General features: G+C 69.7%; 39 protein-coding genes. 3 read left to right on the top strand and 36 right to left on the bottom strand.

Annotation, left to right across the window (positions count from 1 at the left end; genetic code table 11):
- Positions 1 to 94: 94 nt before the first annotated feature.
- Positions 95 to 406, top strand: coding sequence for a hypothetical protein (locus FLW16_RS06675; RefSeq protein ID WP_142558706.1), 312 nt, complete (start codon positions 95 to 97; stop codon positions 404 to 406).
- Positions 407 to 536: 130 nt separating this feature from the next.
- Here FLW16_RS06675 and FLW16_RS06670 read toward each other — a convergent pair whose 3' ends face one another.
- From FLW16_RS06670 to FLW16_RS06625, 12 genes are all read right to left on the bottom strand, one after another.
- Complete coding sequence (locus tag FLW16_RS06670; RefSeq protein WP_142558704.1) at positions 537 to 1,268, bottom strand: phage scaffolding protein; 732 nt, start codon at positions 1,266 to 1,268, stop codon at positions 537 to 539.
- A gap of 16 nt (positions 1,269 to 1,284) precedes the next feature.
- The gene (locus FLW16_RS06665; protein WP_142558702.1) at positions 1,285 to 2,247 is read right to left on the bottom strand and encodes a hypothetical protein; all 963 of its coding nucleotides are present in this window, start codon (positions 2,245 to 2,247) and stop codon (positions 1,285 to 1,287) included.
- Positions 2,244 to 3,710, bottom strand: a complete 1,467-nt coding sequence (locus FLW16_RS06660; RefSeq protein WP_142558699.1) for a phage portal protein — start codon at positions 3,708 to 3,710, stop codon at positions 2,244 to 2,246. The genes FLW16_RS06665 and FLW16_RS06660 overlap by 4 nt, the downstream gene beginning before the upstream one ends.
- A complete protein-coding gene (locus tag FLW16_RS06655; RefSeq protein ID WP_142558697.1) occupies positions 3,707 to 5,263 on the bottom strand; it encodes a hypothetical protein in 1,557 nt (518 codons plus the stop codon). Before FLW16_RS06655 ends, FLW16_RS06660 begins: the two co-directional genes overlap by 4 nt.
- Before the next feature lie 103 nt (positions 5,264 to 5,366).
- Positions 5,367 to 5,732, bottom strand: coding sequence for a hypothetical protein (locus FLW16_RS06650; RefSeq protein WP_142558694.1), 366 nt, complete (start codon positions 5,730 to 5,732; stop codon positions 5,367 to 5,369).
- A gap of 61 nt (positions 5,733 to 5,793) precedes the next feature.
- Positions 5,794 to 6,588: a CHAP domain-containing protein gene (locus FLW16_RS06645; RefSeq protein WP_142558692.1), complete on the bottom strand. Its 795-nt coding sequence runs from the start codon at positions 6,586 to 6,588 to the stop codon at positions 5,794 to 5,796.
- A complete protein-coding gene (locus FLW16_RS43465) occupies positions 6,585 to 6,725 on the bottom strand; it encodes a hypothetical protein (RefSeq protein ID WP_185949283.1) in 141 nt (46 codons plus the stop codon). Before FLW16_RS43465 ends, FLW16_RS06645 begins: the two co-directional genes overlap by 4 nt.
- Before the next feature lie 247 nt (positions 6,726 to 6,972).
- Positions 6,973 to 7,101, bottom strand: coding sequence for a hypothetical protein (locus tag FLW16_RS44995; RefSeq protein ID WP_260614960.1), 129 nt, complete (start codon positions 7,099 to 7,101; stop codon positions 6,973 to 6,975).
- Positions 7,101 to 7,538 (bottom strand): hypothetical protein, encoded by a 438-nt coding sequence (locus FLW16_RS06640; RefSeq protein ID WP_142558690.1) that lies wholly within the window; start codon positions 7,536 to 7,538, stop codon positions 7,101 to 7,103. The genes FLW16_RS44995 and FLW16_RS06640 overlap by 1 nt, the downstream gene beginning before the upstream one ends.
- Complete coding sequence (locus tag FLW16_RS06635; RefSeq protein WP_142558687.1) at positions 7,535 to 8,077, bottom strand: hypothetical protein; 543 nt, start codon at positions 8,075 to 8,077, stop codon at positions 7,535 to 7,537. The genes FLW16_RS06640 and FLW16_RS06635 overlap by 4 nt, the downstream gene beginning before the upstream one ends.
- 167 nt (positions 8,078 to 8,244) lie before the next feature.
- Positions 8,245 to 8,982 carry a hypothetical protein gene (locus tag FLW16_RS06630; RefSeq protein ID WP_142558686.1) on the bottom strand — a complete coding sequence of 246 codons (738 nt, stop codon included), beginning with the start codon at positions 8,980 to 8,982 and terminating at the stop codon, positions 8,245 to 8,247.
- Positions 8,979 to 9,338: a hypothetical protein gene (locus FLW16_RS06625; RefSeq protein ID WP_142558684.1), complete on the bottom strand. Its 360-nt coding sequence runs from the start codon at positions 9,336 to 9,338 to the stop codon at positions 8,979 to 8,981. Before FLW16_RS06625 ends, FLW16_RS06630 begins: the two co-directional genes overlap by 4 nt.
- A gap of 113 nt (positions 9,339 to 9,451) precedes the next feature.
- Here FLW16_RS06625 and FLW16_RS06620 point away from each other — a divergent pair, with 113 nt between their 5' ends.
- A complete protein-coding gene (locus FLW16_RS06620) occupies positions 9,452 to 9,727 on the top strand; it encodes a DUF6504 family protein (protein WP_142558682.1) in 276 nt (91 codons plus the stop codon).
- Here the strand turns inward: FLW16_RS06620 and FLW16_RS06615 are convergent.
- From FLW16_RS06615 to FLW16_RS06560, 14 genes are all read right to left on the bottom strand, one after another.
- The gene (locus FLW16_RS06615) at positions 9,724 to 9,978 is read right to left on the bottom strand and encodes a hypothetical protein (protein WP_142558681.1); all 255 of its coding nucleotides are present in this window, start codon (positions 9,976 to 9,978) and stop codon (positions 9,724 to 9,726) included. The genes FLW16_RS06620 and FLW16_RS06615 overlap by 4 nt on opposite strands.
- Entirely contained in the window at positions 9,962 to 10,171 is a 210-nt protein-coding gene (locus tag FLW16_RS06610) for a hypothetical protein (protein WP_142558679.1), read from the bottom strand. The genes FLW16_RS06615 and FLW16_RS06610 overlap by 17 nt, the downstream gene beginning before the upstream one ends.
- 25 nt (positions 10,172 to 10,196) lie before the next feature.
- Positions 10,197 to 10,370 (bottom strand): hypothetical protein, encoded by a 174-nt coding sequence (locus tag FLW16_RS43460; protein ID WP_185949282.1) that lies wholly within the window; start codon positions 10,368 to 10,370, stop codon positions 10,197 to 10,199.
- Positions 10,371 to 10,426: 56 nt separating this feature from the next.
- Complete coding sequence (locus FLW16_RS43455) at positions 10,427 to 10,600, bottom strand: hypothetical protein (RefSeq protein WP_185949281.1); 174 nt, start codon at positions 10,598 to 10,600, stop codon at positions 10,427 to 10,429.
- A gap of 350 nt (positions 10,601 to 10,950) precedes the next feature.
- Positions 10,951 to 11,256 carry a PadR family transcriptional regulator gene (locus FLW16_RS06605; protein ID WP_260614959.1) on the bottom strand — a complete coding sequence of 102 codons (306 nt, stop codon included), beginning with the start codon at positions 11,254 to 11,256 and terminating at the stop codon, positions 10,951 to 10,953.
- On the bottom strand, positions 11,253 to 11,723 hold the full coding sequence (locus tag FLW16_RS06600; RefSeq protein WP_221890929.1) for a MazG-like family protein: 471 nt from the start codon (positions 11,721 to 11,723) through the stop codon (positions 11,253 to 11,255). The genes FLW16_RS06605 and FLW16_RS06600 overlap by 4 nt, the downstream gene beginning before the upstream one ends.
- Positions 11,716 to 12,033 (bottom strand): hypothetical protein, encoded by a 318-nt coding sequence (locus FLW16_RS06595; RefSeq protein WP_142558677.1) that lies wholly within the window; start codon positions 12,031 to 12,033, stop codon positions 11,716 to 11,718. Before FLW16_RS06595 ends, FLW16_RS06600 begins: the two co-directional genes overlap by 8 nt.
- Entirely contained in the window at positions 12,026 to 12,481 is a 456-nt protein-coding gene (locus tag FLW16_RS06590) for a hypothetical protein (RefSeq protein ID WP_142558676.1), read from the bottom strand. The genes FLW16_RS06595 and FLW16_RS06590 overlap by 8 nt, the downstream gene beginning before the upstream one ends.
- Positions 12,474 to 12,737 carry a hypothetical protein gene (locus FLW16_RS06585; protein WP_142558674.1) on the bottom strand — a complete coding sequence of 88 codons (264 nt, stop codon included), beginning with the start codon at positions 12,735 to 12,737 and terminating at the stop codon, positions 12,474 to 12,476. Before FLW16_RS06585 ends, FLW16_RS06590 begins: the two co-directional genes overlap by 8 nt.
- A gap of 385 nt (positions 12,738 to 13,122) precedes the next feature.
- Complete coding sequence (locus tag FLW16_RS06580; protein WP_185949280.1) at positions 13,123 to 14,379, bottom strand: site-specific DNA-methyltransferase; 1,257 nt, start codon at positions 14,377 to 14,379, stop codon at positions 13,123 to 13,125.
- Positions 14,380 to 14,419: 40 nt separating this feature from the next.
- On the bottom strand, positions 14,420 to 15,088 hold the full coding sequence (locus FLW16_RS06575; protein ID WP_142558665.1) for a hypothetical protein: 669 nt from the start codon (positions 15,086 to 15,088) through the stop codon (positions 14,420 to 14,422).
- 16 nt (positions 15,089 to 15,104) lie between these two features.
- A complete protein-coding gene (locus FLW16_RS06570) occupies positions 15,105 to 16,463 on the bottom strand; it encodes a DnaB-like helicase C-terminal domain-containing protein (protein ID WP_142558663.1) in 1,359 nt (452 codons plus the stop codon).
- The gene (locus FLW16_RS06565; protein ID WP_142558661.1) at positions 16,460 to 17,014 is read right to left on the bottom strand and encodes an ATP-binding protein; all 555 of its coding nucleotides are present in this window, start codon (positions 17,012 to 17,014) and stop codon (positions 16,460 to 16,462) included. Before FLW16_RS06565 ends, FLW16_RS06570 begins: the two co-directional genes overlap by 4 nt.
- Positions 17,011 to 17,889 carry a hypothetical protein gene (locus tag FLW16_RS06560; RefSeq protein ID WP_142558659.1) on the bottom strand — a complete coding sequence of 293 codons (879 nt, stop codon included), beginning with the start codon at positions 17,887 to 17,889 and terminating at the stop codon, positions 17,011 to 17,013. The genes FLW16_RS06565 and FLW16_RS06560 overlap by 4 nt, the downstream gene beginning before the upstream one ends.
- A gap of 240 nt (positions 17,890 to 18,129) precedes the next feature.
- On the opposite strand from FLW16_RS06560, the gene FLW16_RS06555 reads away from it, so the two are divergent.
- Positions 18,130 to 18,321 (top strand): hypothetical protein, encoded by a 192-nt coding sequence (locus FLW16_RS06555; protein WP_142558657.1) that lies wholly within the window; start codon positions 18,130 to 18,132, stop codon positions 18,319 to 18,321.
- Between the two features lie 59 nt (positions 18,322 to 18,380).
- Here the strand turns inward: FLW16_RS06555 and FLW16_RS06550 are convergent, their stop codons facing one another.
- The 10 genes from FLW16_RS06550 to FLW16_RS06515 form a co-directional block, all read right to left on the bottom strand.
- The gene (locus FLW16_RS06550; RefSeq protein ID WP_142558655.1) at positions 18,381 to 18,770 is read right to left on the bottom strand and encodes a DUF2493 domain-containing protein; all 390 of its coding nucleotides are present in this window, start codon (positions 18,768 to 18,770) and stop codon (positions 18,381 to 18,383) included.
- Between the two features lie 917 nt (positions 18,771 to 19,687).
- A complete protein-coding gene (locus FLW16_RS06545) occupies positions 19,688 to 20,416 on the bottom strand; it encodes a hypothetical protein (RefSeq protein WP_142558653.1) in 729 nt (242 codons plus the stop codon).
- On the bottom strand, positions 20,413 to 20,841 hold the full coding sequence (locus tag FLW16_RS06540) for a hypothetical protein (RefSeq protein ID WP_142558651.1): 429 nt from the start codon (positions 20,839 to 20,841) through the stop codon (positions 20,413 to 20,415). The genes FLW16_RS06545 and FLW16_RS06540 overlap by 4 nt, the downstream gene beginning before the upstream one ends.
- A gap of 120 nt (positions 20,842 to 20,961) precedes the next feature.
- Complete coding sequence (locus tag FLW16_RS06535) at positions 20,962 to 21,240, bottom strand: hypothetical protein (protein WP_142558649.1); 279 nt, start codon at positions 21,238 to 21,240, stop codon at positions 20,962 to 20,964.
- Positions 21,241 to 21,583: 343 nt separating this feature from the next.
- Positions 21,584 to 21,754 carry a hypothetical protein gene (locus tag FLW16_RS43450; RefSeq protein WP_185949279.1) on the bottom strand — a complete coding sequence of 57 codons (171 nt, stop codon included), beginning with the start codon at positions 21,752 to 21,754 and terminating at the stop codon, positions 21,584 to 21,586.
- Positions 21,751 to 22,077: a hypothetical protein gene (locus FLW16_RS06530; RefSeq protein ID WP_142558647.1), complete on the bottom strand. Its 327-nt coding sequence runs from the start codon at positions 22,075 to 22,077 to the stop codon at positions 21,751 to 21,753. Before FLW16_RS06530 ends, FLW16_RS43450 begins: the two co-directional genes overlap by 4 nt.
- Before the next feature lie 160 nt (positions 22,078 to 22,237).
- Positions 22,238 to 22,660: a hypothetical protein gene (locus tag FLW16_RS43445; protein WP_185949278.1), complete on the bottom strand. Its 423-nt coding sequence runs from the start codon at positions 22,658 to 22,660 to the stop codon at positions 22,238 to 22,240.
- A gap of 88 nt (positions 22,661 to 22,748) precedes the next feature.
- Positions 22,749 to 23,489: a methyltransferase gene (locus FLW16_RS06520; protein ID WP_142558645.1), complete on the bottom strand. Its 741-nt coding sequence runs from the start codon at positions 23,487 to 23,489 to the stop codon at positions 22,749 to 22,751.
- On the bottom strand, positions 23,473 to 23,610 hold the full coding sequence (locus FLW16_RS43440; protein WP_185949277.1) for a hypothetical protein: 138 nt from the start codon (positions 23,608 to 23,610) through the stop codon (positions 23,473 to 23,475). Before FLW16_RS43440 ends, FLW16_RS06520 begins: the two co-directional genes overlap by 17 nt.
- On the bottom strand, positions 23,607 to 23,972 hold the full coding sequence (locus tag FLW16_RS06515; protein ID WP_142558643.1) for a hypothetical protein: 366 nt from the start codon (positions 23,970 to 23,972) through the stop codon (positions 23,607 to 23,609). Before FLW16_RS06515 ends, FLW16_RS43440 begins: the two co-directional genes overlap by 4 nt.
- Between the last annotated feature and the right edge of the window lie 10 nt (positions 23,973 to 23,982).

Raw genomic sequence — 23,982 nt, 5'->3', positions numbered from 1 at the left:
GCCCGAGTTGGGATGATTACAAACGGCAACCGGGTGTGCTCCACACTGGACTGGTGAGATCAAATCGGTCTCACGTTCGAGTTAGGAGGAGCGCGTGGCGTTCAACCTCATCCCGGCGGCACCGCCGGTTCCCATCGACCCGTCGCGGGCGGTGCAGACCTTCGGGGCTCTGTACAACGACGCCCAGGCCCTGATCCGGGGGCACTGGGCGAAGACCACCGAGGATTCGCCCGACCAGGGGCAGCGTGACCTGGACACCCTCAAGACCTGGGTGTATCTCCTGGACATGACGGGCGTGGACATCCAGTCCCTGCTCAGCGAGTGGCAGGAGCACTGGGGCGCCTACCAGCAGGACGGCGGGATCAGGGAGTTCACGTCGATCAAGCCCGCGTGGAGGGACCTGTAGAACGAGCTCGGGCCGCCGTCACCCGCAATGACGGCGGCCCGCTCTGGCGTAACGGTACGCCGCGCCTTGCTGAGCGTGTTCGGCGGGCCGCCGCCCCGCACCCTGGGCGGCGGCCCTGCTCAGGAGGGTGTCAGCCCTTGCCGAGCAGCAGTGCCGCCTGCCGCTCCGACACCGACATCTCCTTCTTCGGCGGCGCGGGTTTGTTCGCCCCGTCCGCCCCCCGCGCCGGGCGCTTGACCTCCGCCTTCTTCTCCGGCTCCGGCTGGGTGTCGGCGAACAGCTCCGGCCACTCCTCCCGCAGGCCGGTCACCTGCGAGTCGAGACCGGTCACCTCGCCGTCGGCGTCGATCTCGATCTCGTCCATGTCCAGCAGCTTCAGCGCGCCCTTCACCCGTGACGGCTTCACCCCGGCTTCGAGCAGGGCAGCACGCGCGGAGATGGGTTTGTACTTCGCGTCGGCGGCCTTCTGCGCGGCCTCAGCCGCTTCACGGCGGGCGGTCTCGTCCGCCGTCTCGTTCGCCCGCTTGACCTCGTCCAGTTCGCGGCGCAGATCCCGCAGGGCCTTCTTCGCCGTGTCCCGGTCAGCGATGACCTTACGCAGCTCAGCGCGGGACACCGGCTTCTCGTCCGGCTTGGGCTCGGGCTTCTCGTCCTCGGCCGTCTCGTCGGCGTCCGCCGCGTCGTCGGTCTCCTGCTCGGCGGTCTCCTCGTCAGCCTGCTCCTCCGGGGCGTCGTCGCCCTCGCCGGACCCGCCCAGCACCGGCCACACCACCTTGCCGGAGGGCAGCACCCCGACGGCGGTCAGCCCTGTGAACGGGTGAACCGGCAGAACCGGGAGGGTGTTCGTCATCGTGTCGTCCATCCGGACTCTCTCCTTCTCATGGTCGGCGCCGTCCAGCGCCAGTTGGTACAGCACGACCGCGGGGGAACCGGCCGGCGCGAACCGCGTCCCGCCCGTACTCCTCGACGGTCACGGGCAGGTTGGCGCCGCGGCGGAGCAGCCGGTCAGCGGCACGCAACCGGGCGGCCTGCGACTCCGACGGCAGGCTGAAGCCGCGGACCACGCTGCGGCGGGCCTCGCGGCGCAGGGCGTCGGCCGCACCTTGAGCGTCACCCCAAACTGGGCGGCATCTACAACGACACGAGGGGTGTCGAGGTGGGCGGCCTGTGAACCCACGCCACAGCAACGGCTTGTCGCCGAACGTGCGGTTGACCGGGAACCGCTCCCCCACCCTGACGATCTGCCCGGACAAGGCGGTGCAGGTGAGGCAGGCGTCCCGCTCGGCGATCCACATGACGCCGTCGGCGCCGGCCTGCCGGGCAACGGCGTCCACGCCCATGCTCGCGGCCTGGTTCACGGCGGTCGCGGCCACGGCCGACAGCCGGGACGCGACCCGCTCCGCCGCCTCCCGAACTCGCCTCTCATCAGGGGCGGACCGGACAGCCGCGGCGCCCTGGTCGAGCACCGCGCGGATCTCCTGCGCGGCGCGGGTTTCCAGGACCGTCGTCTGCGGCATCCGCGGGGCGACTGGGCGTTGAGGCCTCCGCGCCGCTGGGCGCCGTCTGGGACCCGCCGCACGGGCGCGGGGGCCACGACCACGAGGACGAGCCAGTCGCGCCCCGCGGGCTCCCAGGGCCGCGCCCAGCCGCACAGCACGCCGGACCGCGGCCCGCACCACGGACATCACCGCATCCCGCAACGCCATGAGCGCCGCGGCGGTGATGCCCGCGGCGATGGCCGCCTCCACCAGATGCCGCACGGTGTGGCTGGCCTGCTCCTCCAACGCGACGAGCGCCTGCTCCTCCGGCGGGGGCGGCGGCTGCTCGGGTGGGGTGGTCACTCCTCACCACCGACCGGCAGCGGCGGCACCACCTCGGGGAGCGGCGCGAGATCCAGCTGCGGTTCGGGCCCCTGGTCGAACCCGCCTTCCCCGTTCGGCTGGTCCTCCGTGTACCCCCACCCCGTCACCTGCGCATCCGTGTACCCCGCCTCAAGCAGCGTCTGCCGGACCGGCACGCCGGCGTCCTGCTTCGCCTGCACCGCCTGCCAATATTCGAGGTCCCCCGTGGTCTGGGCGGGCGCCCACTGGATGGTGACCTTCGCGTCGAAGCCGAGGATCCGCAGGGCGAACTCCAGCGCGTCCTTCCAGGTGGCGCCGAAGGCGCGCTGGTAGGCGCCGATCCGCTTCACCAACGGGGCGTCGTCGGCGCGGATGGACTCGCCGGACGGCGTGTCGCCGGACGGGTCGAACCATCGCATCGGCGTCGTCGTCGTCGCCGCCATCAGCCGCATGAACTGGCCCTGCGGCTTCAAGAACGCGTCCGGGTCCGCTGGTGCAAACTGGCCCACGCTCTTGTAATTCCGCAGGATCCACATCGATCCGGGGGCGGCGACCATCTGAGACGGGCGGTCCTCCGGGTCCGACTCGGTGTCGTCGCCCCAGTCCAGGTCGTCATCCTCCGACGCGCCGGGATCCAGCAGGCCGTACCGCTGCGGGAATGCCGCGAAGTCCGAGGCGGCCATCTGGTTCGTGATGAGCTTCGTCAACGCGTCCTGCGGGCCGTACGCGTTCTTGTGGACCGGCCGGCCGTAGGGGCGGTGCGTGCGGAAGTGGAAGAACGGGATCCGGCCGTACTCGTTGGGGATGTGCCCGTTCTCGTCGGTGAAGTCGTCCACGAACGGCTCGAAGTCTTCCCCGGTCAGGGCGTCCTCGGACTTCTTGCCGGAGTCCTTCTTCGTGACCCACTTCTCGAAGTGATCCGCGTAGTACAGGTTGACCCGGGTCCGCTTGTCCTCGCCGACACCCTCGCACCACGCCTTGATGACCAGCCTTGGTAGGCGGGGGTTCTCCTCGTCGTAGATGACCCGAACCGACAGCGGCGAGTTGTAGAACACGTGGACGCCGTCCACGTGGGCGACGGGCTCCCCCTGCTCGTCGGCGTCGCTGCTGGAGTCCGACGGCCACACGAACAGGTAGGCGTCGCCGTAGGTGAGGGCGTTGTCGTGGATCTGCGGCGCCTCGATGTCCAGCTCGTTGGGCTCCCACACCTGCTCCATCAGGGTCGCGGTGTGCTCGTCGGGCTCGCAGACGACGGCGGCGATCTCCAGCCGGTCGAGCACCGCATCGACGGGGCGGGCTGCCAGGTTGACGTGGAAGTCCTGGGAGCCGCCCTTGAGCAGGCGCTGAATGTCCGAGGACGGGAACTTCTCGGGGGCGTCGCCTTCCCGGTACATCTCCGCCTGGTCATACGCCGGCCGAGCGGCCCGGAGCTCGGCGTACGCGGGGATCAGGTCCTCTATCACGCGGCACCCTTCACGTAGCTGGTGGTTGTAGCCCCGGCCTTGGGCCGCTGGCGGTCGAGGAAGAACCTGACGCCCGCGCCTATCGCATCAATCAGGTCGTCGTTAAGTACGTCGGGGAACGCCGTCATCTGCTCCTCCGCCTCCGGCAGAGGGACTGCGTGCAGGACCCGGCCGCGCTGGTAGTGGTTCAACAGCCACGTAGCCCGCACCTTCTTGGGCGCGGACTCGGTGTGCACCAGCAGCCGCACCGGCAGGTCATGCAGGACCGCGCGCCAGGTCTGCCCGCCTTGGTTGACCTCGATCCGCACCGCCCCGATCTCCGGAAACGTCTGCAGGATCTCCAGCACCTTCGTGCGGAGCTTCTCCGGCGACATGCGGTAGGCGCGGGCGTAGCGGACCGCACACCGCGGGAGGCGCCCATCACGGCCCGGCTCGAACGCCACCACCGCCAGCGCATGGAAGTCCGAGGTCCGCTTATCCGTCACCGCCGGGTCGATCTGCAGCAGGACCTTCGACGCCTGCACGTCGCCGTAGGCGAAGTCCTCCGGCGTCCAGTAGTCGCCGTCCTCGTTGACCGGCATGTTCTTGAACGACTTCGCGAACGCCCTGGTGTGCGCGATGGACTCCAGGTGTTCCGTGCTCCACCGTCCCGGCCACAGCGAGCGGCGAGTCCCGTCCGGCTGGTCGACCAGCGGCGGGAAGTACGTGACCTGGATCTTCTGCTCGGTGATCCACGGGGCGGGCGGGCCTGGTTCGGTGACCGCCTTGACGCACTGGTGCAGGATGCCGTTCGGCAGGTTAACGGTCCCGATCAACCGCAGGTGCGCGCGATCATTCATCGGCATGATCCCGTCGAGGACCGTGATGAGGCGCTTCTTCGCCTGGTAGGCGGAGTAGCCGGCGCCTTCCTCACCTTCGATGTCGTCGAGCAGCAGCATGTCGGGGCGGCGGTTCTCGGGGTCGACCAGGCCGAGGACTTCCGTATCGATGCCTCTCGCGGCAAAGCTGAAGCCCGACTTCGTGTGAAGCATCGACTGCGAATCCGCGACCGGTGTGCCGTTCATCTTCCGCGCCGGCGTCGCGAGTTCGGGGTAATCCGCACGGAGGAGCTTGTTCGTCTGCAACTCGCGGCGCAGACCGGCCAGATGGTCCTGGGCCTGCGTAGCGGAACTGGAGAACGCCGCGACGAAGCGGATCCACCCGTGCGCGGCAGCCCACAAGGGGATCGCGAGGAACAGGGTGGTGCTCTTCCCGGACCCGCGCGGCGCGACGTACGCGCGGCGGGACTCCTGCGGGCCAGGCTCGCGGACGAGTTCGAGGGCGTCGCGGTACAGCTCAAGGTGGACGTCGCCGAAGGTGAGCTGCCCGTCCGGTGACTTGAGTAGGTGGGGAACATACATGATCGCCCACAGCAAAGGATCCAGCCGGGTCAGGACACGGCGGCCTTCGCTGGACTCCAGCAGCCGGGGGTTGATGCGGCTGAGGTAGGCGTCGAGGTCGAAGGTACCGGCGTCGTAGGGGACGCCGTTGTCGTCGCGGAGGTAGCCGATCATCGGCGCCTTCCGGCGGGGTGGAGGCGAGCCGTAGCCGCCGTTCCGCGCCTGCTGGTGGTGGTCATGTGGTCTCGCCTCCTCTCGTGCTCGTCGTGGCTGGTGGTCAGGCCCGCGTGATCGCGGTCTCCTTCGGCGCCTGGTTCTGCCGCAGCAGCAGCGCCAGGACCGCGGACAGCGCCGCGATCAGCACGCCCTGCTGCTCCTGGGAGGGTGTGAACCCCTCGATGCCGAACGCGGCGACCCCGGTCAGGATGGTCTGAACCGCGCCGGTCAGCGCGGCCACCACGAACGGCCGAGTGCACACCGCGACGATGCCGGCCATCAGACCGTTGGCGATGGTCATGACCCAGTCGGCGGACTGCCCGGTCAGGCCGAATGTGTGGAAGGCGACCAGGACTGCGAGCAGGGACTGGAGTCCGTAGAGGATGGCCGCGGGGTCGCGGCCGAGGAGTTTGAACTGCGGGTTCATGCGCCCCTCCTTGGGGGGACAGCCCGCCAAGGGATGGCGGGACGAACAGGGGGTGCGAGGGTTAGCCGTCGGCGGGGTCGACGGCGAGGCGGACGGTGATGCCCTGGATCGCGGTCTCGATCCGGCCGACGAGGGCGTCCACGTCGATCGCGCCGTCGCGGGCTGCGAGGGCGGCGGCGAGTTCCTTGATGGTGGCGTTCTGCGCGGCGAGCTGGGCGGCCAGGGCGTCGACCTTGCCGGTGACCTTCCGCAGCCAGATGCCGTTGTTGACCAGGATGTTCCCGGCCTGCCACTCGGGGTTCTCGGGCGATCCGTACGGGACCTTCAGTTCCCGCTCCCAGACTTCCTTGGCGCTCACGTCGTCCTCCTGCTGCTTGCTGAAGTTCGGAACCCAGAAACCGGCGGTGACGTCGGCGCCGCGGACGCGTCGCCTGACGGAGCCGGGGCCGCCGCCGGTGTTGCCTTCGATCGTCTGGACGCGCCCGTCCGGCAAGACGACCTCAATGAAGCCGATGTGGTCGATCGCAGCCCGGTTGTTCGTGCCACCCCAGTCGAAGAAGATCGGGCAACCTGGCTTGGCGTGGCGGCGGATGTTGTCGACGGTGCCGGCGTACCAGGTGCCGAGGCGGTGGCCATCCTCTGCGTGGGCCACGGTGTAGGCGCGGTCCCCGAAGGGCAGCACGGCGGCGGCGTTGCCGGACTGGTTGGCGCAGTAGGTGACGAACATGTCGCACCAGGCGGCGCTGAAGTACTCGGCGCCGTGCTTTGTGGCGTACGCGCGGGTGAACTTGTTCGGGCGGCCAGTGAGTCCGAGGTGTCGGCGTGCTTCGGTCAGAAGCGCTTTGGCCCCGCTCACTGGTCGCCGCCGACGGGTTCGCCGCGGTAGATGCCGTCGGAGTCGGGCTCGCCGTACAGGCTGCGGAGGATGGCCTCTTCGTCGTCCTCGGTGGGCCCTGCGCCGTGTGCGGGTTCGGGGGGCATGGGGTTGGTCATGCGTCACCTCGCGGTGCTCGTGTCGATCCCCCAGACGGGAGGTGGTCGGAATGGCCATGAAGCGGAAGCCGAAGCTCGGCAGTGGGAAGCGGTTCGCTTCGTTGACGAAGTCCCTGCGGTCGCGTGGGGTGAAGAATCCGAAGGCTCTGGCTGCGGCGATCGGCAGGAAGAAGTTCGGGGCGAAGAAGATGGGCGCGATGGCTGCGGCTGGTCGCCGGCGTGCGGCCAAGCGTCGGAGTCGCTGACATCAGAACATCCCCGCCATGGCGAGGATCGTGATGATGACCGCGACGGTGAGCGTCACCAGCGGGACCGACCGGTCGAGTGCGGCGAGCACGCCAGCTGTGAGGGCGAGCACTAGGGCGACGAGGAGCATCAGCGGACCTCCATGTGCCCGACGAACACGGCGACCTCGGCCGCGCCCACCGACTTGCCGAGGTTGCGGAGGGTGTCGTAGTCGCCGTCGGCCAGGCCGCCGCCGGTCACGACGAGCACGAACCGCCCGTCCGGGAGCGCCAGCGTGTGTAGGCGGGGCGGGCCGACGTGGGCGATAAGCGGGACGCCGGCGAGCGGGGACGGCTCCGCGTCGTACTCCCCCGTGATGATCGTGGGGTACTCGGGGTCGCCGAAGTTCCTGGCCAGCGTCAGCACCACTGCGTCACGGTGCGGGTCGAGACCTTCGATGGTGACGATGCCCCCGGTCGACACCTCTCGGAGGGACTTCTCGGGGATGACCAGGGTTCCGCCTACGGTGTGGGCCAGTGCGGCGAGGAGTTGGCGGGCGCGGTCGCCTGAGATGCCGGGGGCGGTCACTGGGCTTCGCCTCGGAGCCGGGCCTCTTCCACCTTCGCCTTGGCCTGCGCTTCCCGGATCATCTGGGCGAGCTCGATGTCGGCCGGGTCCACGGTGGTGACCTGCGCGTCGACCTTCACCGCAGCGTCCAACCCCAACAGCTTGGAGCGGCGTTCGGCGAGGCGGACGAGGGTGCCGATCGCTTGCAGGATCGGCGCGTGGTCCGGGATGGGTTCGCCGTTTTCGTCGCGGACGACTTTGCCGTGCTGGACGACGATGTGCCTGGCGGTGAGCACGGCGTAGGCCTTGGCGGTGAGGTCGTCCAGGCGGTCGAGTTCGACGGCGCGGTATTGGTCGGCGAGGGGGTCCACGCGTTCGGCCATGTGGGTGGCGATGCGTTTGTGGACGGTGCCGATGGAGATGCCGAGCTGCTGGCCGATCTGGCGGAGGGTGGCGCCGGCGAGGCGGAGTTCGTACGCCTGGGCGGCCTGCTCTGCTGTGACCGCGCTGTTGGTTTTCTTGCGTGCGGCGTGGGTTTGCTGGCGGGTGTTGCGGGACATCCGTCCTCCTGGTCGTCCGACCCGGGGCAGCGGAAGGGGCCCGTGGTTTCCCCATCCGGGGGTGGGGGTCCTTCCGGTTGGGGAGATCGACGCCAGAGGGTGGGGACGTTCAGGACACGAAGAAGCCCCCGCTGCGAGGGCGGAGGCTTCCGATGTGGGCAAGCGTTTTACTCGACTCTCCCCTGTTTGTCGGAGCCGATGAGGCGGAGCTGCGGCGGTCCCGCATCGGCCTCGCTCGCGTCGGGCTCCTCGAACTCGAAAGCGCCGGACACGACCGTGAGCTTCGGCGGCGTGGGGTGGGCGGCCTCAACCTTCGTCAGGACCGGCCAGTCATCGGCGCGGATGCCGACCGCCGGGGGCTCCCAGTTCGAGTCGGCCTTCGCGTAGTTCTTCGACCAGTCCCACGGCAAGTAGCACGGCAGGAGACCGCCACGGTTCGGCAGCGGCGTGGGGATCCCGCCAGCCTGCTTGCGGCGGCGCTCTGCGGCCTCCGCCGCCCGCCCCTCCTCGCGGTGCCGCGAGCAGTAGCCGACGAGCTCCCACGTGCCGTCCACCGGGTTGGTCACGGAGAACGCCCATACGGTGCCCTTGCCGCAGCGGCGCTTGGCCCGGGGCAGGACCGCGACGCAGCCGCCATCGCGGTACATCGTGTCCGGCTCGTAGCGGGGCAGGTCGGACCGGATCAGCTCCCAGAAGTGAAAGTTGTCGAGGTGCATGACCTCGCACACGCGGGGGATGCGGGTGCCCTTCGGCGCCCGCTCCACCGCGATCACCCACAGGGCCGTGACCACGAACATCCGCAGGTCGCTCCCCCACCGGTTCGGCGGCGGGAACCGCGGGTCTTTCATCACCCGGGAGATGTCCTCGTGGATGGCGAGCAGGTGCCGGAGTTCGTCGCCGTTCATGACGCCTCCCGGACATCACGGGAACGGACCTTGTCCGCCCACTCGGCAGCAGCAAGAAGCGCCATCCCGATGCGCCGGGCGTCGTCCGGCCGCAGCGGGATCACGTCGTCGTCCCACATGTGCGGGTGGTTCACGAACACGCATGCCGGGGACACGTCTGCCGGGTCGTCCACCCGGACGGTCCATGTCTCGGCGGGGTCCCAGACCGGGCCGGGGAAGCCGTCTCCTGCCGTCGCAATGCGGTCCGGCTTGGGCTTCACGCGGGTGTCGATGTCACCCAGCAGCCCGGCGACTTCCTGCCGGATCTCAGCGAGGCGGGCGACAAGCGAGGGATGGGCGGAGAGGGCTTCAGTCATGGCACTATTCTCCCCTGTTTCTGCTGGTAGCGGGCGGTTTTGTCCTCTTCGGCGACCCTCGAATTCGGCGGGTCGCTTGGCGGGTTGTCGAACAGGTTTGCGATGCTGGGCGGGTGCGCCGCTACGACGAGCCCGCCACCGTCCACACCGACGACAACGAACAACCCACCAGGTTCACCGCCTGGGGACGCGACTACGCCATCGCCGAAATCCTCGGCCCCCACTGGGAAGAAGTCCTCCCCTGGTGGACAGGCGAACACGCAGGCCAGTCCCTCGAAGAACGCACCGTCCGCCACTACCGAGTACGGGCCAACGGCCGGCAGAAGTCGGCAGTGGTCGAGCTGGTGCAGACCGGCGAGGAGTGGCGGGTCGTCGCCGTCGAGGACTAACCCTCCCCCGGTTCATGGCCAGCAACAAGACCGGCGTACACGGCGGAGTCGATGTGCCCTGCGGTGTAGTCGAACTCGCCGATGTGCCACCAGCGCAGCGTGTCGGGGCAGCCAAGGATGTTGCACATCACCGCAGGGTCCTGAGCACGGTGTGCCGCCATGGCTGCGTAGTGGATGAATCCCATCGTGCTCTCGGCCCGGACGCCCAGAGCTCGGGCGTCGGCGACAGCGCGGTCAACGCTGGCGGTCACGGCCACTCCTTCCTGCCCGTTCCCACGCGCGGGCGGCCTGCTCCCACTGCTGCGCGGCGTACGCCCAGCGCGCCGCAGCCTGATCCCACCGCTGGGAGAGTTCCCGCCCCTGGCGGATGATGGCGCGCATCACCCACAGCGTGGCGGCGTTGACGACTACCAGGCCGCACAGGGCAACCAGCTCGACCATCAAGCGCCTCTCCCCCATTGCCCCACGGTCATCGCGTTTCCAGCCGCTTGATCCCGGCCCGCATGTTCACCCTGGCCCGCACCACCGCGCCCCCCGGCACACCCGCCCGCATCGCCTCCTGCACGAAGGCGGCGAGTTCGTCCAACGTCATGCCGGTCTTCTCGTCGGCGGCGGTCGCTTCGATGCGGTTGTTGATGGGCATGGGGGCTCCTGCGTGTCGGGGTTTGGCGGTGATCCTTGCGCTTCGTATTCCTGTGTTCACACGGCTCTGCGGCGCCGGCATGCCTGGTGTTGGTGCGCGGTTTCGAGGAGTGCTTCGGCGTCTGCCCGGCGGATGGTGACCCGTTCGCTGGCGCCTACGCCTGTGTGGGTGCCTTCGGTGATGTCGGTTTCGACGCGGGTGATGAGGTCGGTGAGGTTGGTGTGGGGCATGCCGGGTCTCCTGGGTCGTACTCTGGCGGGGACCCGACGCTGAGGGGCGGAACGGGTGTGGCGGCTCCCCCGGAGGTGCAACCAGGGGAGCCGCACGGGGTTACTGGCGGGTACTGGTGCCGGTTCCGCCGCAGGTCGCATTCGAACGACCTGCGGAAACGCTTGGCGCTTTGATCCTGAGGGCGGCGCTACCAGCAGCGTCCATGGCTGCCGCCGAGCAGTCGAACTGGGCGAGGTGCCAGTCACGCAGCAGGTGCGAACACCCGAGGACGTCGCACATCACAGCAGGATCCTGGGCCCGGTGGGCTGCCATCGCCGCATAGAACACCATCCCCCAACTCGTCGCGCGGTTAGCCACGGCGAGCCTCCGACCGCTTCAGCCCGAGCAGTTCGTGTGCGCTGTTCCATCCGTCCGGGGTGAGCCGGTAGAAACGGCGGCGAGGGTAAGGCGCTTCCTCGAATTCGCTGGTCACCCAGCCTGCTGCCTCCAGTTGGGCGAGGCACACGTAAACAGCTCCAGAGTTCATTTCGGCGGCGTGCATGAAGGTGTAGCCGCTTAGGTTGGCGGCGTCGGTGAGCAGCACTAGGAGGACTCGCTTCATGTGGCGGGTGGCGGTGATGCTGCCGATCGTTCGGCGGTCTCGGAGGAGGCTCACGGCGTCTCCTCGGTGCTCGCTTGGACGCCGACCCGGGCGGACACATGCGCCAGGCGGGCGGCGAAGTGGCCCTCCGGGTCCGGGACGAACGAGTGCAGCGCCACCAGGGCGGTCAACGCCACGTCGCACAGCTCGTCGGCCACGTCCTTGTAGGTGTGCGTGCGGCCCTTACGCGGGTTCTGACCGACAGCGCCCGCGTAGGCGGAGGCGACCTCTCCGGCTTCCTCGACGAGCTTGAGGAGTCGCAGGGAGGTCTCGCGTTCTCCGCTGCCGTTGGCGGTGTTTAGCCAGTCGACGAGGGCGGCCAGGGTCGGCCAGACGGGGGGGCGATTCTCCGGGCGTTGGCGCACGGGCCCGCCGCCTTCGGCGCAGATCAGGTCGGCGGTGTGTCCGGCAACGCAGAGGGTGCCGTCCTCGTGTTCCCACCGGAGTCGTGTCTTCACGGACATGTCGCGGGTCTCAGGCATGGGGGTCGGTCTCCTCGGTGGTGGAAGCGGGCGGGAAGGGCTCACGGAGCGCGCCCATGCGGTCGAGTTCACGGAGCACGGAGGACACCACGGCGTCGTAGAACGCGCCCCCCGTGCACGTGACAGCGCAGCCGCAGCGGTCGCAGCACGCCGTGTGCACCCGGTGGTGGCCGAGGGCGTGCATCCACTTGCCGAGGTCCCAGTCGGCGAACTGCTCCAGCTCGGCGTCGTCGGCCCAGATGGTCATCTGGTCGGGAAGCGCGTCGAACAGGCGGTCCCGGAACTCCTCGCGAGTCTCGGTGTCAGTCATTGCCGCCTCCGGTCTGCTCCTCGGAGACGGCACCCGCCCCGTCCAACAGGCCGAGCACCTCCCGGGCGTGGTCAAGGCGGCCGATCTCGTAGTCCTCCCACACGGGTCGGGTGGTCACCTGCTGGCAGTGGGAGCGGACACGGGTGAGGGTGTCGCGGAGCGCTGAGAGCGTTTCTGCGGGGCGCTCAACCCCCGAACGGTAAACGGGAGCGACCGACAGGCTTTGAGGGCTGTGCGTGGATTCTGGGGCTGCCGAGGGGCTAGAGGCAGGCGACCCCACCCCCACAGACTCCATGATCGCCCCCAGCGCGAACCGCGCCGTCGCATCCGGGTACGGCTCCACACCCACGAAGCCACGACCCCGCGACACGTACTCGGCGACCTTCACCAAGCGCTCAAGAGCAGCGACGGGAACGACGGTCATGGCGTCCGCCGGGATGTCAGGCATCGCGGGCCTCCCCCTCGGACACCAGGCGGTAACCCGTCGAGGTCGGGCGGAACCGGGACAGGGAGATCCGGGTGACACGGCCCCGCGTGTCCTGGAACCAGGCCGAGCCTCGGTCGAGCTTCTCCTGCGCCTTGGTGGTGTTCGTCAGGACGGTGCAGGTGGCCTTGCCGTTCTCGACGGCGTCCACGCGCAGTGTGCGACCTGCGGAACGGGGATCGTTGTCGGCCCAGATCTGGCCGGGCCTCACCTCGGTCACGGTGGTCTCCTTCGGTGTGTGGGTTACGGGAGGGGCTGAGCGGGCTTGTGAGCGTCCGGGGGTACCGAGACACGAGAGGGGCGCTCCGGGGGCGCCTGTGTGGCGTACAGCCCCGCGCACGGGGCATTCGGGGCGAACAGGGTCCGGGCCGCCTCCCACGAACCCACCTCGGCCGTCAGGTCCGACAGGTCCGCCAACTCCAGCCACTCGGTCAGCCCGTCCGCGTCGGTGACCTCCCAGTCGGCTTTCCACCGGGGCAGGCACCCCGGCTGAACCTCCGCGTACACCGACGACCGCCACCCGCACGGGGCAGGCGTAGACGACGGAGCCGGCGGCGGAGCGGCTGCTGCACACAGGCGTTCCAGCAGGGCGGGATCGAACGGGTTCACGACGCCTCCCCCAGCTCATCGAACAGAGACGGCTGCCCCTCGGGCACAGGCTGAGGCCTCGGCAGACCAAGGACGCGGGCCCGCTCCCCCGGATCGGTGGTGCGCCACTGCGCGATGCGGCAGTAGTCCGCGGACCGATCCACCGTGACGCCGCGGCGGCCAAGCACCGAGGCGACGAGCGCGGTCGTCCCGGTGCCGCCGAACGGGTCGAGCACAACGGCCGGCCGAGTCGGCGCCGACGAGTCAGGGCAGGCGCAGGTATAGCCGACGATGCGGATGACGCGCTCTCTGCCCAGGGTGGTGGAGTCCTCGTACACCGCGCACCCTTCACGGTCTGAGCCGCGCACGTTGGCCTTCCTGCCGCCCCGGTCGACGGTCAAGGCACGCTCGCTGACGGGCTGACGCCCTTCACCGCACGCGATGCAGATCCCGTCCGGGGACCAGCCGAGGATCAGACGGCGTGGCCACTCCGTGGGGAAGGCCGCGAAGTGGTCCACCTCCAGCTCGTCGGGGACCTTGAGCGGCCGGGTGGAGACCTCCCACACGCTGCCGGGCAGCTTGCCGAGGGGGTTCCCACCGCTGCTGTTGCCTGCGTTTCCCCCGCCGCCCTGCATGTGTCTCGCACGGTCGAGATGGACTTTGCCCGCCCGCGGTCTGCTGATGTCGTTGGGGTAGGCGTGTGGTTCGCGGATCTCGTCCACCGCCGAGAAGTACCGCGGCTGCTTGACCAGGTGGAACCACTGCTCGTGCGAGCGACGCACCCTGTCGGTCACGCTCTCCGGCAGCCCGTTCGGCTTGGACCAGATCACCTCAGCGCGGAGGATCAGCCCCAGCTCGTCGATGCAGCCGATGGCGTACCGCCAAGGCAGACCGATGAGCGACTTCGGCTGCATCCCGCGCACGGCGTTGCTGCGGCGTTTCGCTTTCTGGTCCGAGTGCCCTCCCCCGGCCCACTGGGCGCCGAGCTCGGCGAGTCCGCTCTGGCCGCTATTGCCCGTCGAGTACTTGTCGCCGAGGTTGAGCCACAGGTTGCCCTCGGGCTTGAGCACGCGCATCCACTCGCGGGTGCAGGCGAGCAGGTTGTCGACGTATTCGCGGGGTGAGGCCTCGTCGCCGATCTGCCCGGCGTAGTGCTGGCCGCCGTCGGTGTACGAGCGGAGCCCGAAGTACGGCGGCGAGGTCACGATCAGGTCCACGCTCGCGTCAGGGAGCGGCAGGTTGCGGGCGTCGCCGCGGATCACCAGCGCGGTCATGACGCCTCCCGGAGGGCGGTACGAGACACCCGACGGGCGATCACGGCGTCTCCCCGTGCTCGAATCGGGCCGAACGAGCAGCGCGGTACGCCTCATCCACGCCCGGGTCGAGCGGCAGGAGCCCGGTCGGCTCGGCCTTTGTCAGGTCCGCGGTGTCCGGCGTGAGCAGGCTGCGGCCGGACTGGTGCAGCAGCGCCCCGAGGCCGGCGAGGTCCTTCGCCCGCTTGTGGTCGAGCATCGCGGCGTCGGCCATCTCCGGCGTGATGACCCTCGGCATGGCGAGGAAGGCGACCCGGGTGTACTGCACGTCGACGCAGCCGCAGTAGCGGTCGCAGTTCGAGAACGGCAGCCGGGAGACCAGCCAGTGCGTGTACGCCACCCCGGGCTTGGGGATCTGGCCGAGGATCAGGATGGTCGTCTCGTAGAAGGGGTTGCACCTGCCGAGGCCGGTCTTCGGGTCTACCGCGGCGGCCATCAGGTTGCGGTCGAGGCCCATCGGGTCGCCCTTGACCTCGACCCACGTGCCGATGCCCGGCAGGTAGAAGTCCGGGAGGTAGGGGCGGCGGTTGTCCTCCGGGCCGATGAGGTAGCCCTGGGGCTCGTACTCCCACGGGATGCCGAGGGTGTCGAAGAAGACGGCCCAGCGGGCTTCGAGGCGGGAGCGGAAGCGGCAGCCGGAGTACTGGGTTTCGATCGCTTGGAGAGTCATGAGGGGGCTCCAGGGGTCAGACGGCGCGGAGGTTGGGGCGGCCTGAGGGGGCGGTGTGGTTCGGCGCCATGTCGACGAACCGGGCGTAGTGCAACTGGGAGGCGACCGCGATGACCCCCGTGGGGCCGTTGCGGTTCTTCTCGACGATCAGGTCGACCTCGCCGGCGCGTGGAGACTCGGGGTCCTTGTCGCGGTGGATGAGGATCACGGCGTCGGCGTCCTGCTCCACGGCGCCGGAGTCCCGCAGGTCCGACATCTGCGGTTTCCTGTCGGCGCGGTCCTCGGGTTTCCGGTTGAGCTGGGACAGCGCGACGATCGGGACGTCGAACTCCCCCGCCATGAGCTTCAGTTCGCGGGAGATGGCGGCGACTTCCTGCTGCCGGGACTCCGCCCGCGGGCCCCGCATCAGGCCGAGGTAGTCCACGACCACCAGCCCGGCCGGTGAAGTGCGCATTTTGGAGCGGAGGGTGGCGCGGATCCGGTCGACGGTGCAGCCGGGGGCGTAGTCGACCGTGAGCGGGGCGGCGCAGATGCGGACGCCGGCGTCGGTGATGCGCTCCAGCTCGGAGCGGGTGACGGTGTGCTCGATGATCGATGTGAGCTGGACACCCGACTCCGCTGCGCTGATGCGCTGCAACACCTGCTTCTTCGGCATCTCCAGGGTGAACACCACCGTGTCGATGCCCTGGTGGATCGCCGCTTCCCGGGCTGCGTCCACGCCCACGGTCGACTTGCCGTACGAGGGGCGGGCCCCCACGACGTACAGGCCGCCGGGGAGGAACGACGGGATGAGCCGCTGCAGGTCCTTGTACGGGGGTGCCACCCCGGCCTGGACGGTGGGCGGGTTCTCCAGCTCTTCGAGCAGGGCCGCCATCTCGTCGGCCACACCGGACGGCATCTCGCCGGTGCGGCGGGTTGCAGCCTCGTCGAGCAGCTTGCGAATCATGTCGAGGTCGGCATCGGGGTCCCAGACGCCGGACGTCGTCATGCGGGCGCCGCGCTGGCACGCCTGCTGCACCCGCCGGCGCTGGGCGTCGGCGGACACGTCCTCGGCGAGGGTGGCGATGTTGCCGTACGCGGCGTGCTCGATCAGCTTGCCCAGGTAGGGTCCGCCGCCGACCTTGAGCAGGTCGCCGCGGGCTTGCAGGGCGCCCATCACGGTCGCGGGCTCCACCGTGCGGCCATCGGCGAGGACGTCCTGCGCGGCGGCGAACACCATGCCCGCCTCGCTGTAGAAGTCCTCCGGGGTGAGCAGGGCCGCGGCCTCATCCAGAGCGGCCTTCGACTGGATCGCGGCGCCGACGATGGCCATCTCCGCGGCGATGACCGCCGGGGACGGGGTGAAGCCGGTCAGGGTCAGGTCGTCGAGGCTCACTGGGCCCTCCGGTCCTCGCCGGTGAGCGCGACGACGGTGGCGCGGTGCCCGAGGCGGGAGGCGATCCGCTCGCCGAGCGGGGTGACCAGGTCGGCCATGTTGGACGTGACGACGATCGGCATGGCGGGCGCCCACCGCCAGTCGATGACCGGGCCGATGACGTCCTTGGTCCACTCGTTGATGCGGAAGCTGCCGAAGTCGTCGAGGACCAGCACGTCCGCCTCGCGCATCTGGCGCACGCGCTCCCGGTCCACGGGCGGACCGACGATCTCCTGCCATTCCGCCGCGGCGAGCAGCATGATGTGGCCCGGGTAGCCGACGGCGAGGGCGCGCTCCAGGACCTCCCACACCGACCAGGTTTTGCCGGTCCCGGTCGGGCCGAGCAGGACCAGGTTGCGGGCGGTGTGGTCGAACAGGCGGGACCCCCAGTCGGCGATCTCGTCGCGGAGGTCGCCTTTGTGGCGGAGCTCGACGGGGCGGCGGTTGCGGAACGCTTCGAGGCGCTGACGGCGGCGCTCTTCCCACCACTCGGACATGTCGGGGGTGTTCATGCGGACTTCTTCCTCCTGAAGGGGTCGCTGTAGTCGGCGTCACGTGGCGGCATCTGGGAGCCAGAGCCGTTCGAGGGCTGATTGCGCGAGGGGGCACGTGATTCCGGCGGCGGGTCGCCTGCGAGTTCACGCCGGAGCGTCTCGACCGTGACCGTTCGGCCTTCGTCGGCGAGACGCAGCAGGGCGGCGCGGATCTCGTCGTCGGACCACTTCTCCGCCTTGATCGCCTTGATGACGATCCCGTTGATGGCCGGCCACTTGCACATGGGTTCGACGGCGGCGTAAGCGTCGGTGATCAGCTTCGACCGCTGTGTGATCGTCGTCTCGGCGGGGGCGTCGCGCCGGGCCGGAGGCTCGGCCGCCGGAGGCGGCATCTCCTTTCCCTGCTCCCTGCTCCCTGCTCCCTGCTCAGGGCCGAAGATCTCAAGAGCCCTCTGGAGATCCTCCGGAGAGTCTCCGGAGGAGTCAGTGACCGGCTCCGGCAACGTGGCATCTGCGCTGTTCACGGGCACTATCTGGGTGCTCATCTGCTCGGGCGTCGGGCGCGGATACCGCGGTTTCGCGGGGTGGGAGACCTTCTGGTGCTCGTCCCAGCCGGCGATGAACAGGAGAGCCTTTCCGGCGGCCTCGTAGCGCACGATCAGACGCGCCGTGGAGAGTCTCCGGAGATCCTCCCGAGTCCTCTGGAGGGCCTCCAGAGGGTCATCTTCGAGGGGCCAGATCGCGGCGTTGATGAGGCGTTCGTTGTCGACCGTGACGCCGTTGTCGTCCACGTGGGTCCACAGGCCGACGAACAGCAGCCGCGCCGAAAGGGGCAGGCTGGCGATCTTCTCCGATGTGAAGAAGTCGGGTTTGATGCTGCGGATCCGCGCCACGGTGCGTACTCCAGGTAATTCGGTCGTTGAAGGGGACTGCCCGGCTGCTGAGGGGCGAGGGGTAGGTCAGGTCGTGCGTCTGTTCTCGGGCATGGCAAATAGACCCCTTGTCGGGTGCGATTCCCCTGACCACGCGGGGACTTGCGCCCAGCGTGTATATCCACGAGCATAGCCATCATGGATATACACGGCAAGGTTGCTGACCAGGCCCTTGGATATGCACGGGCTACGATGTGCCACGTGAAGGACACCCACACGCCGCACCGCCCCATCCGGGTCGAGGACGACCTGTGGGAGGAGTTCGGCCGCCTTGTCGGCCCCCGGAACCGCTCGGCGGTCATCCGGGAGTTCATCCGCTGGTTCGTGCGTGAGCGTGGGGCGAAGCTGCCCGAGCGTCCGCCGCGGCAGGAGCCCGCTGCCGGCGAGTCCTGATGTGTCACCCCCGGGGCCGGTCACCGAGTGACCGGCCCCTTTCGCATGCCCGCACCCGGTCACGGCTGCGTCCACCGCCTCACGGGGATGCCCGCCTTCTCGGCGAGGCCCGCGCAGTGCGTGGCACCAGGTGAGCCGTTGCGGATGAACGCGAGCACTAGGTCCGGGCGGGTGGCGACCATCTCAGCGTTGCGGCGGAACCCCGCGGCGCGGCGGTAGCGGTCCCAGTCCGCGGGATGCTGCTCGACGGTGATGGTGGCGCCGGCACGGTTGCGGTCCTCAGCCCAGCGCTGGGCCAGGAAGTCAGCGCCGCGGGAGCAGGCGCCGTGGACGACGACGAGGTTGGGGAACGCGGCGTGGACGGCGTCCAGGGCGTCCCTGAGGGTCTGCCGGTCGGTGGGTGACCGCCAGGTGCGGGACCCGGTGACGAGGACGCGGTAGGGGCTCACAGAAGCCTCCTTTCAAGTTCAGGCGCGGGCGGGTGCGGATTGGTCAGGACAGGTCAGAGAAGGCATGTCGTCTGGGGCGGGTGTGGGAGGTCCCAGGGATGAGCCAGGGAACGGGTAGTCGAGGTGGGCCGGTCCGGGTGGGGTTGGCTTGTCGGCAGGGGTTGGGCAGCGAGGGGCTGGGATGGCTGGTCGGCGAGGTGCTGGCCCGGGTAGGCGAGTCGGCATGAATCGGGGCGGGCGCTCGTGTGCAGGGATGGCATGTCGGCTGGGCTTGTCCTCGAAACGGAAAGTCGCACGGGCTTGAGCGGGGGCGGCAGGCGTAGGCATGTCGTGTTGGCGCGTCTGGCTGGGGCAAGGCTGGGGTTGTCGGCCTGGGCTGGTCTGCGACGGGCTTGGCATGTCGGCCAGGCATGGCACGTCTCGGCTTGGGATGTCGGCTTGGAGAGTCGAGGAGCGGCGAGGTATGTCGGCACGGCCGGGTTCGGGACGGAAGGGATAGTCGCCACGGGGTTGGGAGGTGCGGCTTCGGCGCGGCTTGAGCGAGGCATGTCGGACAGGCGCGGCAGGAGTGGGCTGACTCGGGGAGACTTGGCTTGTCGGCGTGCTGGGGAAAGCCGTGGCCTGGCATGTCGCCGTGGCTAGGCAGGCGAAGGCTTGGCTTGTCGGCAGGGCGTGGGATGGACTGTCGATCGGGCTGGGACTGGTCGGCTTCTTGATGTGCGGGCGGTACGGCAAGTCGGTCAGGTCGGAGTCGTCACGGCGTGGCTTGTCGGGGTGCCTTGGCGTGAGCGAGGCGGGACTGGGCTTGTCGCATGGGCTAGCCGCACGAGCGGCGTCGCAGACGTTCACCAGAACCCCCGGGGTACAGTCAGTTGGTGGGAGGGGCCCCAGCCGTGTGCTGGGGCCCTACGCGTTTCTCAGGCCCTGTCGAACGCCAGCAGCTCGAACCGGCCATCCGACCGGCCACGGTCCGAGCCGATGCCGATCTGCTCGCCGGCCTGCCAGATCCGAGACCACGCCTGCATGGGGAGGAAGTCGTCCCGGACCCGGAGGGTGAAGGTCAGCTCGGGTTCCTGGACGTACTCGACGCGGTTGATCGACGAGCGGGGGCCCTGCGGGGTGATGACGTGCTTGATCCGCTCCTCCACCCCGGTGGGCTGCTTCACCCCGAGGCCGATGAGGACCTCGTCCACGAACACCCGCTCCGCCGCCGTGGACATCAGCCCCTTGCGGAACCCCTTGGCGACCTCGGTCTTGCCGGGCCATTCGGTGCCGGGGTAGGCGGAGTTCATGAACTCCTTGAGGGCGGCCTTCATGCACCGGCCCTCGTAGGCAAGCTCCCCCGTGTCCGGGATGCGCTTGAAGCCGTTCACGGAGGGGGCGGCGTCGGTCTCCATCAGGGCGTCGGCCAGCTCGTCCGGGGAAGGCTGCCCGTTCGGGAACCGCTCGTGCAGGACCTTGTCGACCATCTCCTGCAGGTCGCGGTCGCCGAGTTCCATGCGGGACTTCAGCCAGCCCTTGATGACGCTGGGGCTGGACGGGATGCCGCCGACGAGCTTGTCGATGACGCGCAGGCGCACGTGGTAGGTGGTGAACTCGTCGGCGACCTCGGCGCCGAGCTCCTTGAAGACGTTGAGGGCGCTCATGAGGCGACTTCTCCCTTGATGGTTCGGGCGGGGATGGGGTGGACCGTTCCGGCCCGGAGGGCGGCATTTGCGGCCCGAAGCTGCTGGTTCGCGGCCTTCTCCGCGTCGAGGCGCTCCTGCAGCCCCTGCACGTACGCCGCCTGCGAAGGGGGCATGTCCGCCGGCGGGAGGTCCTGCAGTTCGATGCGGGTCTGCCGCACCGCCTGGCGGGCGCGGCCGTAGCGGACGACGGCGGCCTGCACGTCGGCGGCCTGGTCGATCGCGCGGAACAGGTCGAACAACTCGCGGGGGGTGCGGCCGTCGAGCTTCTGCCCGGTGATGGTCTCGATGTCGGCGCGCAGGGCGGAGTCGCGCTGGATCATCGTCACGACCGTGTCGAACTCTTCGGGGCTGTAGCCCTGGGCGGGCTTGGGCTTGCGGGTCACGGGTCCCTCCTTCCGAGGGATTGCAGGTGGTGAGTGGTTAGGGCCGCAGTCCTCGGGCGGCCAAGAGGCGGAGCACGGCCACGACCGCACCGAGGACGAGAACGGCCACGACGGTGGCGATCAGGGCCATCGGTAGTCGCGGGTGAGTCCGTCGCCGGGGTCGTTGAGCGTGCGGTGGTCGGCCTCGTAAGCGAGTGCGTCCCGGACGGCCTGCTCGACCCGGTCGGGTGGGTAGATCTCGATGCCTTGCTGGGCGGCGATGCGGCGGGCTTTGCGGCGTTCCCACAGGCAGATGAGGGTGGAGATGAGCAGGAGGAGGCCGACGATGAGGAGGGTCGCCTTGGTTGCGCCCCACGCGCCGTCGTCCCTCAGGTGCTCGTACAGGTCCCGCCCGGTCACGACCGCACCCCGTTGAGGTCACGGCCTCGTCCCACGTTGCCGTGAGCGTGAGCACCGACAGCGACGAGACCACGGCGGATCTCGACAGTGCGCAGCTCTTCCGCCCGCTGGGTCCAGTCCGTGAGGTCGCTGATGCGCTGAGCGCGATCGAGAGCCGTTTCGGGGTCTCCCAGGCAGCGCCACACGCAGAGGCCTGAGCGGGCGTGGACGATAGACCAGGCGGGGGTGACGCAGTTCATCGAGTCGTGGGAGGTCTCTACGACCCTGAGGCCGGGGACACCGCACGGCCACGCTTGAGCCTCGACGGCCCCCTCCGGGCGCGAAAGCAGGATGAGGTCGGGTCTCACGGGTGGCTCCCGGCGGGGCTGAGAGCCACGCTGACGGGCGGAAGAGCGGCAGCCTGTGCCCGGAGCCGGTCCGCCTCCACGTCGTGCCCACACTCGGCGAAGCACGCGATGTGGCGTTCCTCTTGCTCCTCGGCGGCGAGGAGCAGCTCCTCACGGGTCGCCGTCACGACGGGCTCCCCGACGCGGCAGCCTCACGGCGGCGGGCGCTCTCCTCGCGGTGCTGCTCCAGGTGGTCGTCGTAGAACTTGTCGTACGCCTCCCACCCGACCTCGTCCTCCCACGCCTCCAAAAGGGCCCTGTGGGTGTCCATGAAGTCGCGGAGCTTGCCCATGTCGCCCTCGATCGCGCGGAGTTCGGGGCGGCGGAACAGCGGCTTGTAGTTGTCGAAGGCGTACTCGAAGCCTTCGGAGTGGATCGCGGCTTCGAAGACGACGATCTCGCCCCAGTCCCAGGTGTCGGTGTCGGGCTTGATGGTGGGCAGGCCGGTCATCGGGTGCTCCTCTGCGGGCGGTAAACAGCGGTCGGGCGGACGAACCGGGCCTCCGTCACCGGGTGCTCCGACGCAGCTCGCACCTGACGAGCCGTGCCAGCCCACCCCGTGGACGACCCCCGGCGGACGTGAGAACCCTTGTGACGGGCGAACAGACCGCTCATGACTCCGCCCCCTCGCCGGCGTCGGTGCCGTCCTCCCGCAGGGCGTTGATCCGCTTGATCCGCTCGTCCGTGCGGTCCGCCCACGCCGGGGCGCCCGCGTACGGGTCCCGCCCCACCTGCTCCGGGTAGCCCTGGGAGCCCTCCGGCAGCAGCGAGTGGAACGTCGGGAGCAGCACCTGCCGCGCCTCGATCTGCCGGAGCGCGTCACGCAGCTCCTCGACGCGGCGTTTGGTGGTCTCCTCGACCTGGTTGATGTCGTTGGCGGCCTTCGTCTTCAGGTCCGTGATCTGGTCGGCGGCCTTGGTCTGGACCGCTTCGATTTCCTTGCCGATCAGGTCCCGCATCGACTGGACCATTTCGACGCTGTAGGCCAGGCCGGGGGTGGGCGGGGTGTCCGTGAGGACCTTGGTGTCGCTCATTCGGGTGGTCTCCGATCTGGGGTGGATCTCTTTGCGTGGGGTGGTGCGGGGCTGCTCCCGCCCCCGGGGAGGGAGCAGCCGGGGAAGGTCAGGGGTTGGGGATGACGGCGATCACGGTGTTCACGCCCGTGCCGGACGCCTTGAACGCGCCCTCGGGCAGCGGGATGAACTGGCCGCCCCGGTCCTCGACGCGGGCGCGGAACCCGCTGGCCTTGGTGTTCGCGCGGAACGTGACGCTGGCGGACATCACCGAGACCAGCAGCCCGCCCGGCTTGAGGCAGGCCAGGGCGTGGTTGACGTGGTCGATGTCGGCCTGCCGGGCGAACGGCGGGTTCATGACCACGCGGTCGTACTCGGCCCCGAAGGCGAGCGACAGGAAGTCGCCGACTGCGAGGGTCCGCGCGTACCCGGCGGCTTCGATGACGGCGGCGTTCTCGGGCAGCAGCTCGGCGCAGTCCACGGTCGCGCCGCGCGCCGCGAGAGGCCCGGCGATCGCACCCCGCCCGGCGGACGGCTCCAGCACGACCATGCCCGGCTTCACGTCGGCGAGGTCGAGCAACTGCTCCACGATCGCGGGCGGCGTCGGGAAGAAGCCCAGGTCCTGCACCGTCGTGATCTCGCCCGTGAGGAGGATCTGCTCGATGGCGTCGGCGGCGTCCCCGTCGAACATGTGCGCCTTGGCCTTGCGGTTCCACTTGCCCCCGGCGGCTTCCAGCGCCTTGTTCGTGCGGGTGTAGAGGTTGCGGTCGAGCTGCCCGGTCAGGCGCAGCGCGGGGCCCTCGGTCTCGGCGCGGTCGAGGACCGCGAGGACGTCAGACGGGATCTTCATGTCGGGTGGTCTCCTCTTCGGTGGGGCGGGTCAGGGGGTCGGTGACGCACTCGGCGCCGGAGGGGTGGGAGGTGCGGCACCAGCCGCACGGGCCGCCGGACACGTCCTCCACCGGGGTCACGCCGGGGTCCTCTGCTGCCAGCCGGCGACGAGCTCGCACCCGCACGGACCGCAGCGCTTGCACGCGGTGCAGTCGGGGCAGGCCGCCGACGAGGGGTGGGCGCCGCACTCGGCCAGCTCGACCGGCGTCCAGGACCCGTCCAGAGCGAGCAGCACCCACCCGAACCGCACATGCCGGGCGGGCACCTGCGTGGGGTCCTGCACGCCGTGGCGGATCTTCCACCCGTTCGCGTACGCCCTCGCGGGCTGCGACTCCACCGCGTCATGGCACGGCCGGCACGCGTGGAGGTTGTTCGCCGCCGTGTTCGACCGCTCGTCGCGGGTGCCGCCCATGCCCTTCGCCACCCGGTGGGAAGGATCCACAGCCGCAGCC

Origin of the sequence: Microbispora sp. KK1-11, from assembly GCF_006874435.1 — a bacterium.
Taxonomy (GTDB): Bacteria; Actinomycetota; Actinomycetes; order Streptosporangiales; family Streptosporangiaceae; genus Microbispora; species Microbispora catharanthi.
This window is presented reverse-complemented; position numbering and strand designations above follow the sequence as displayed.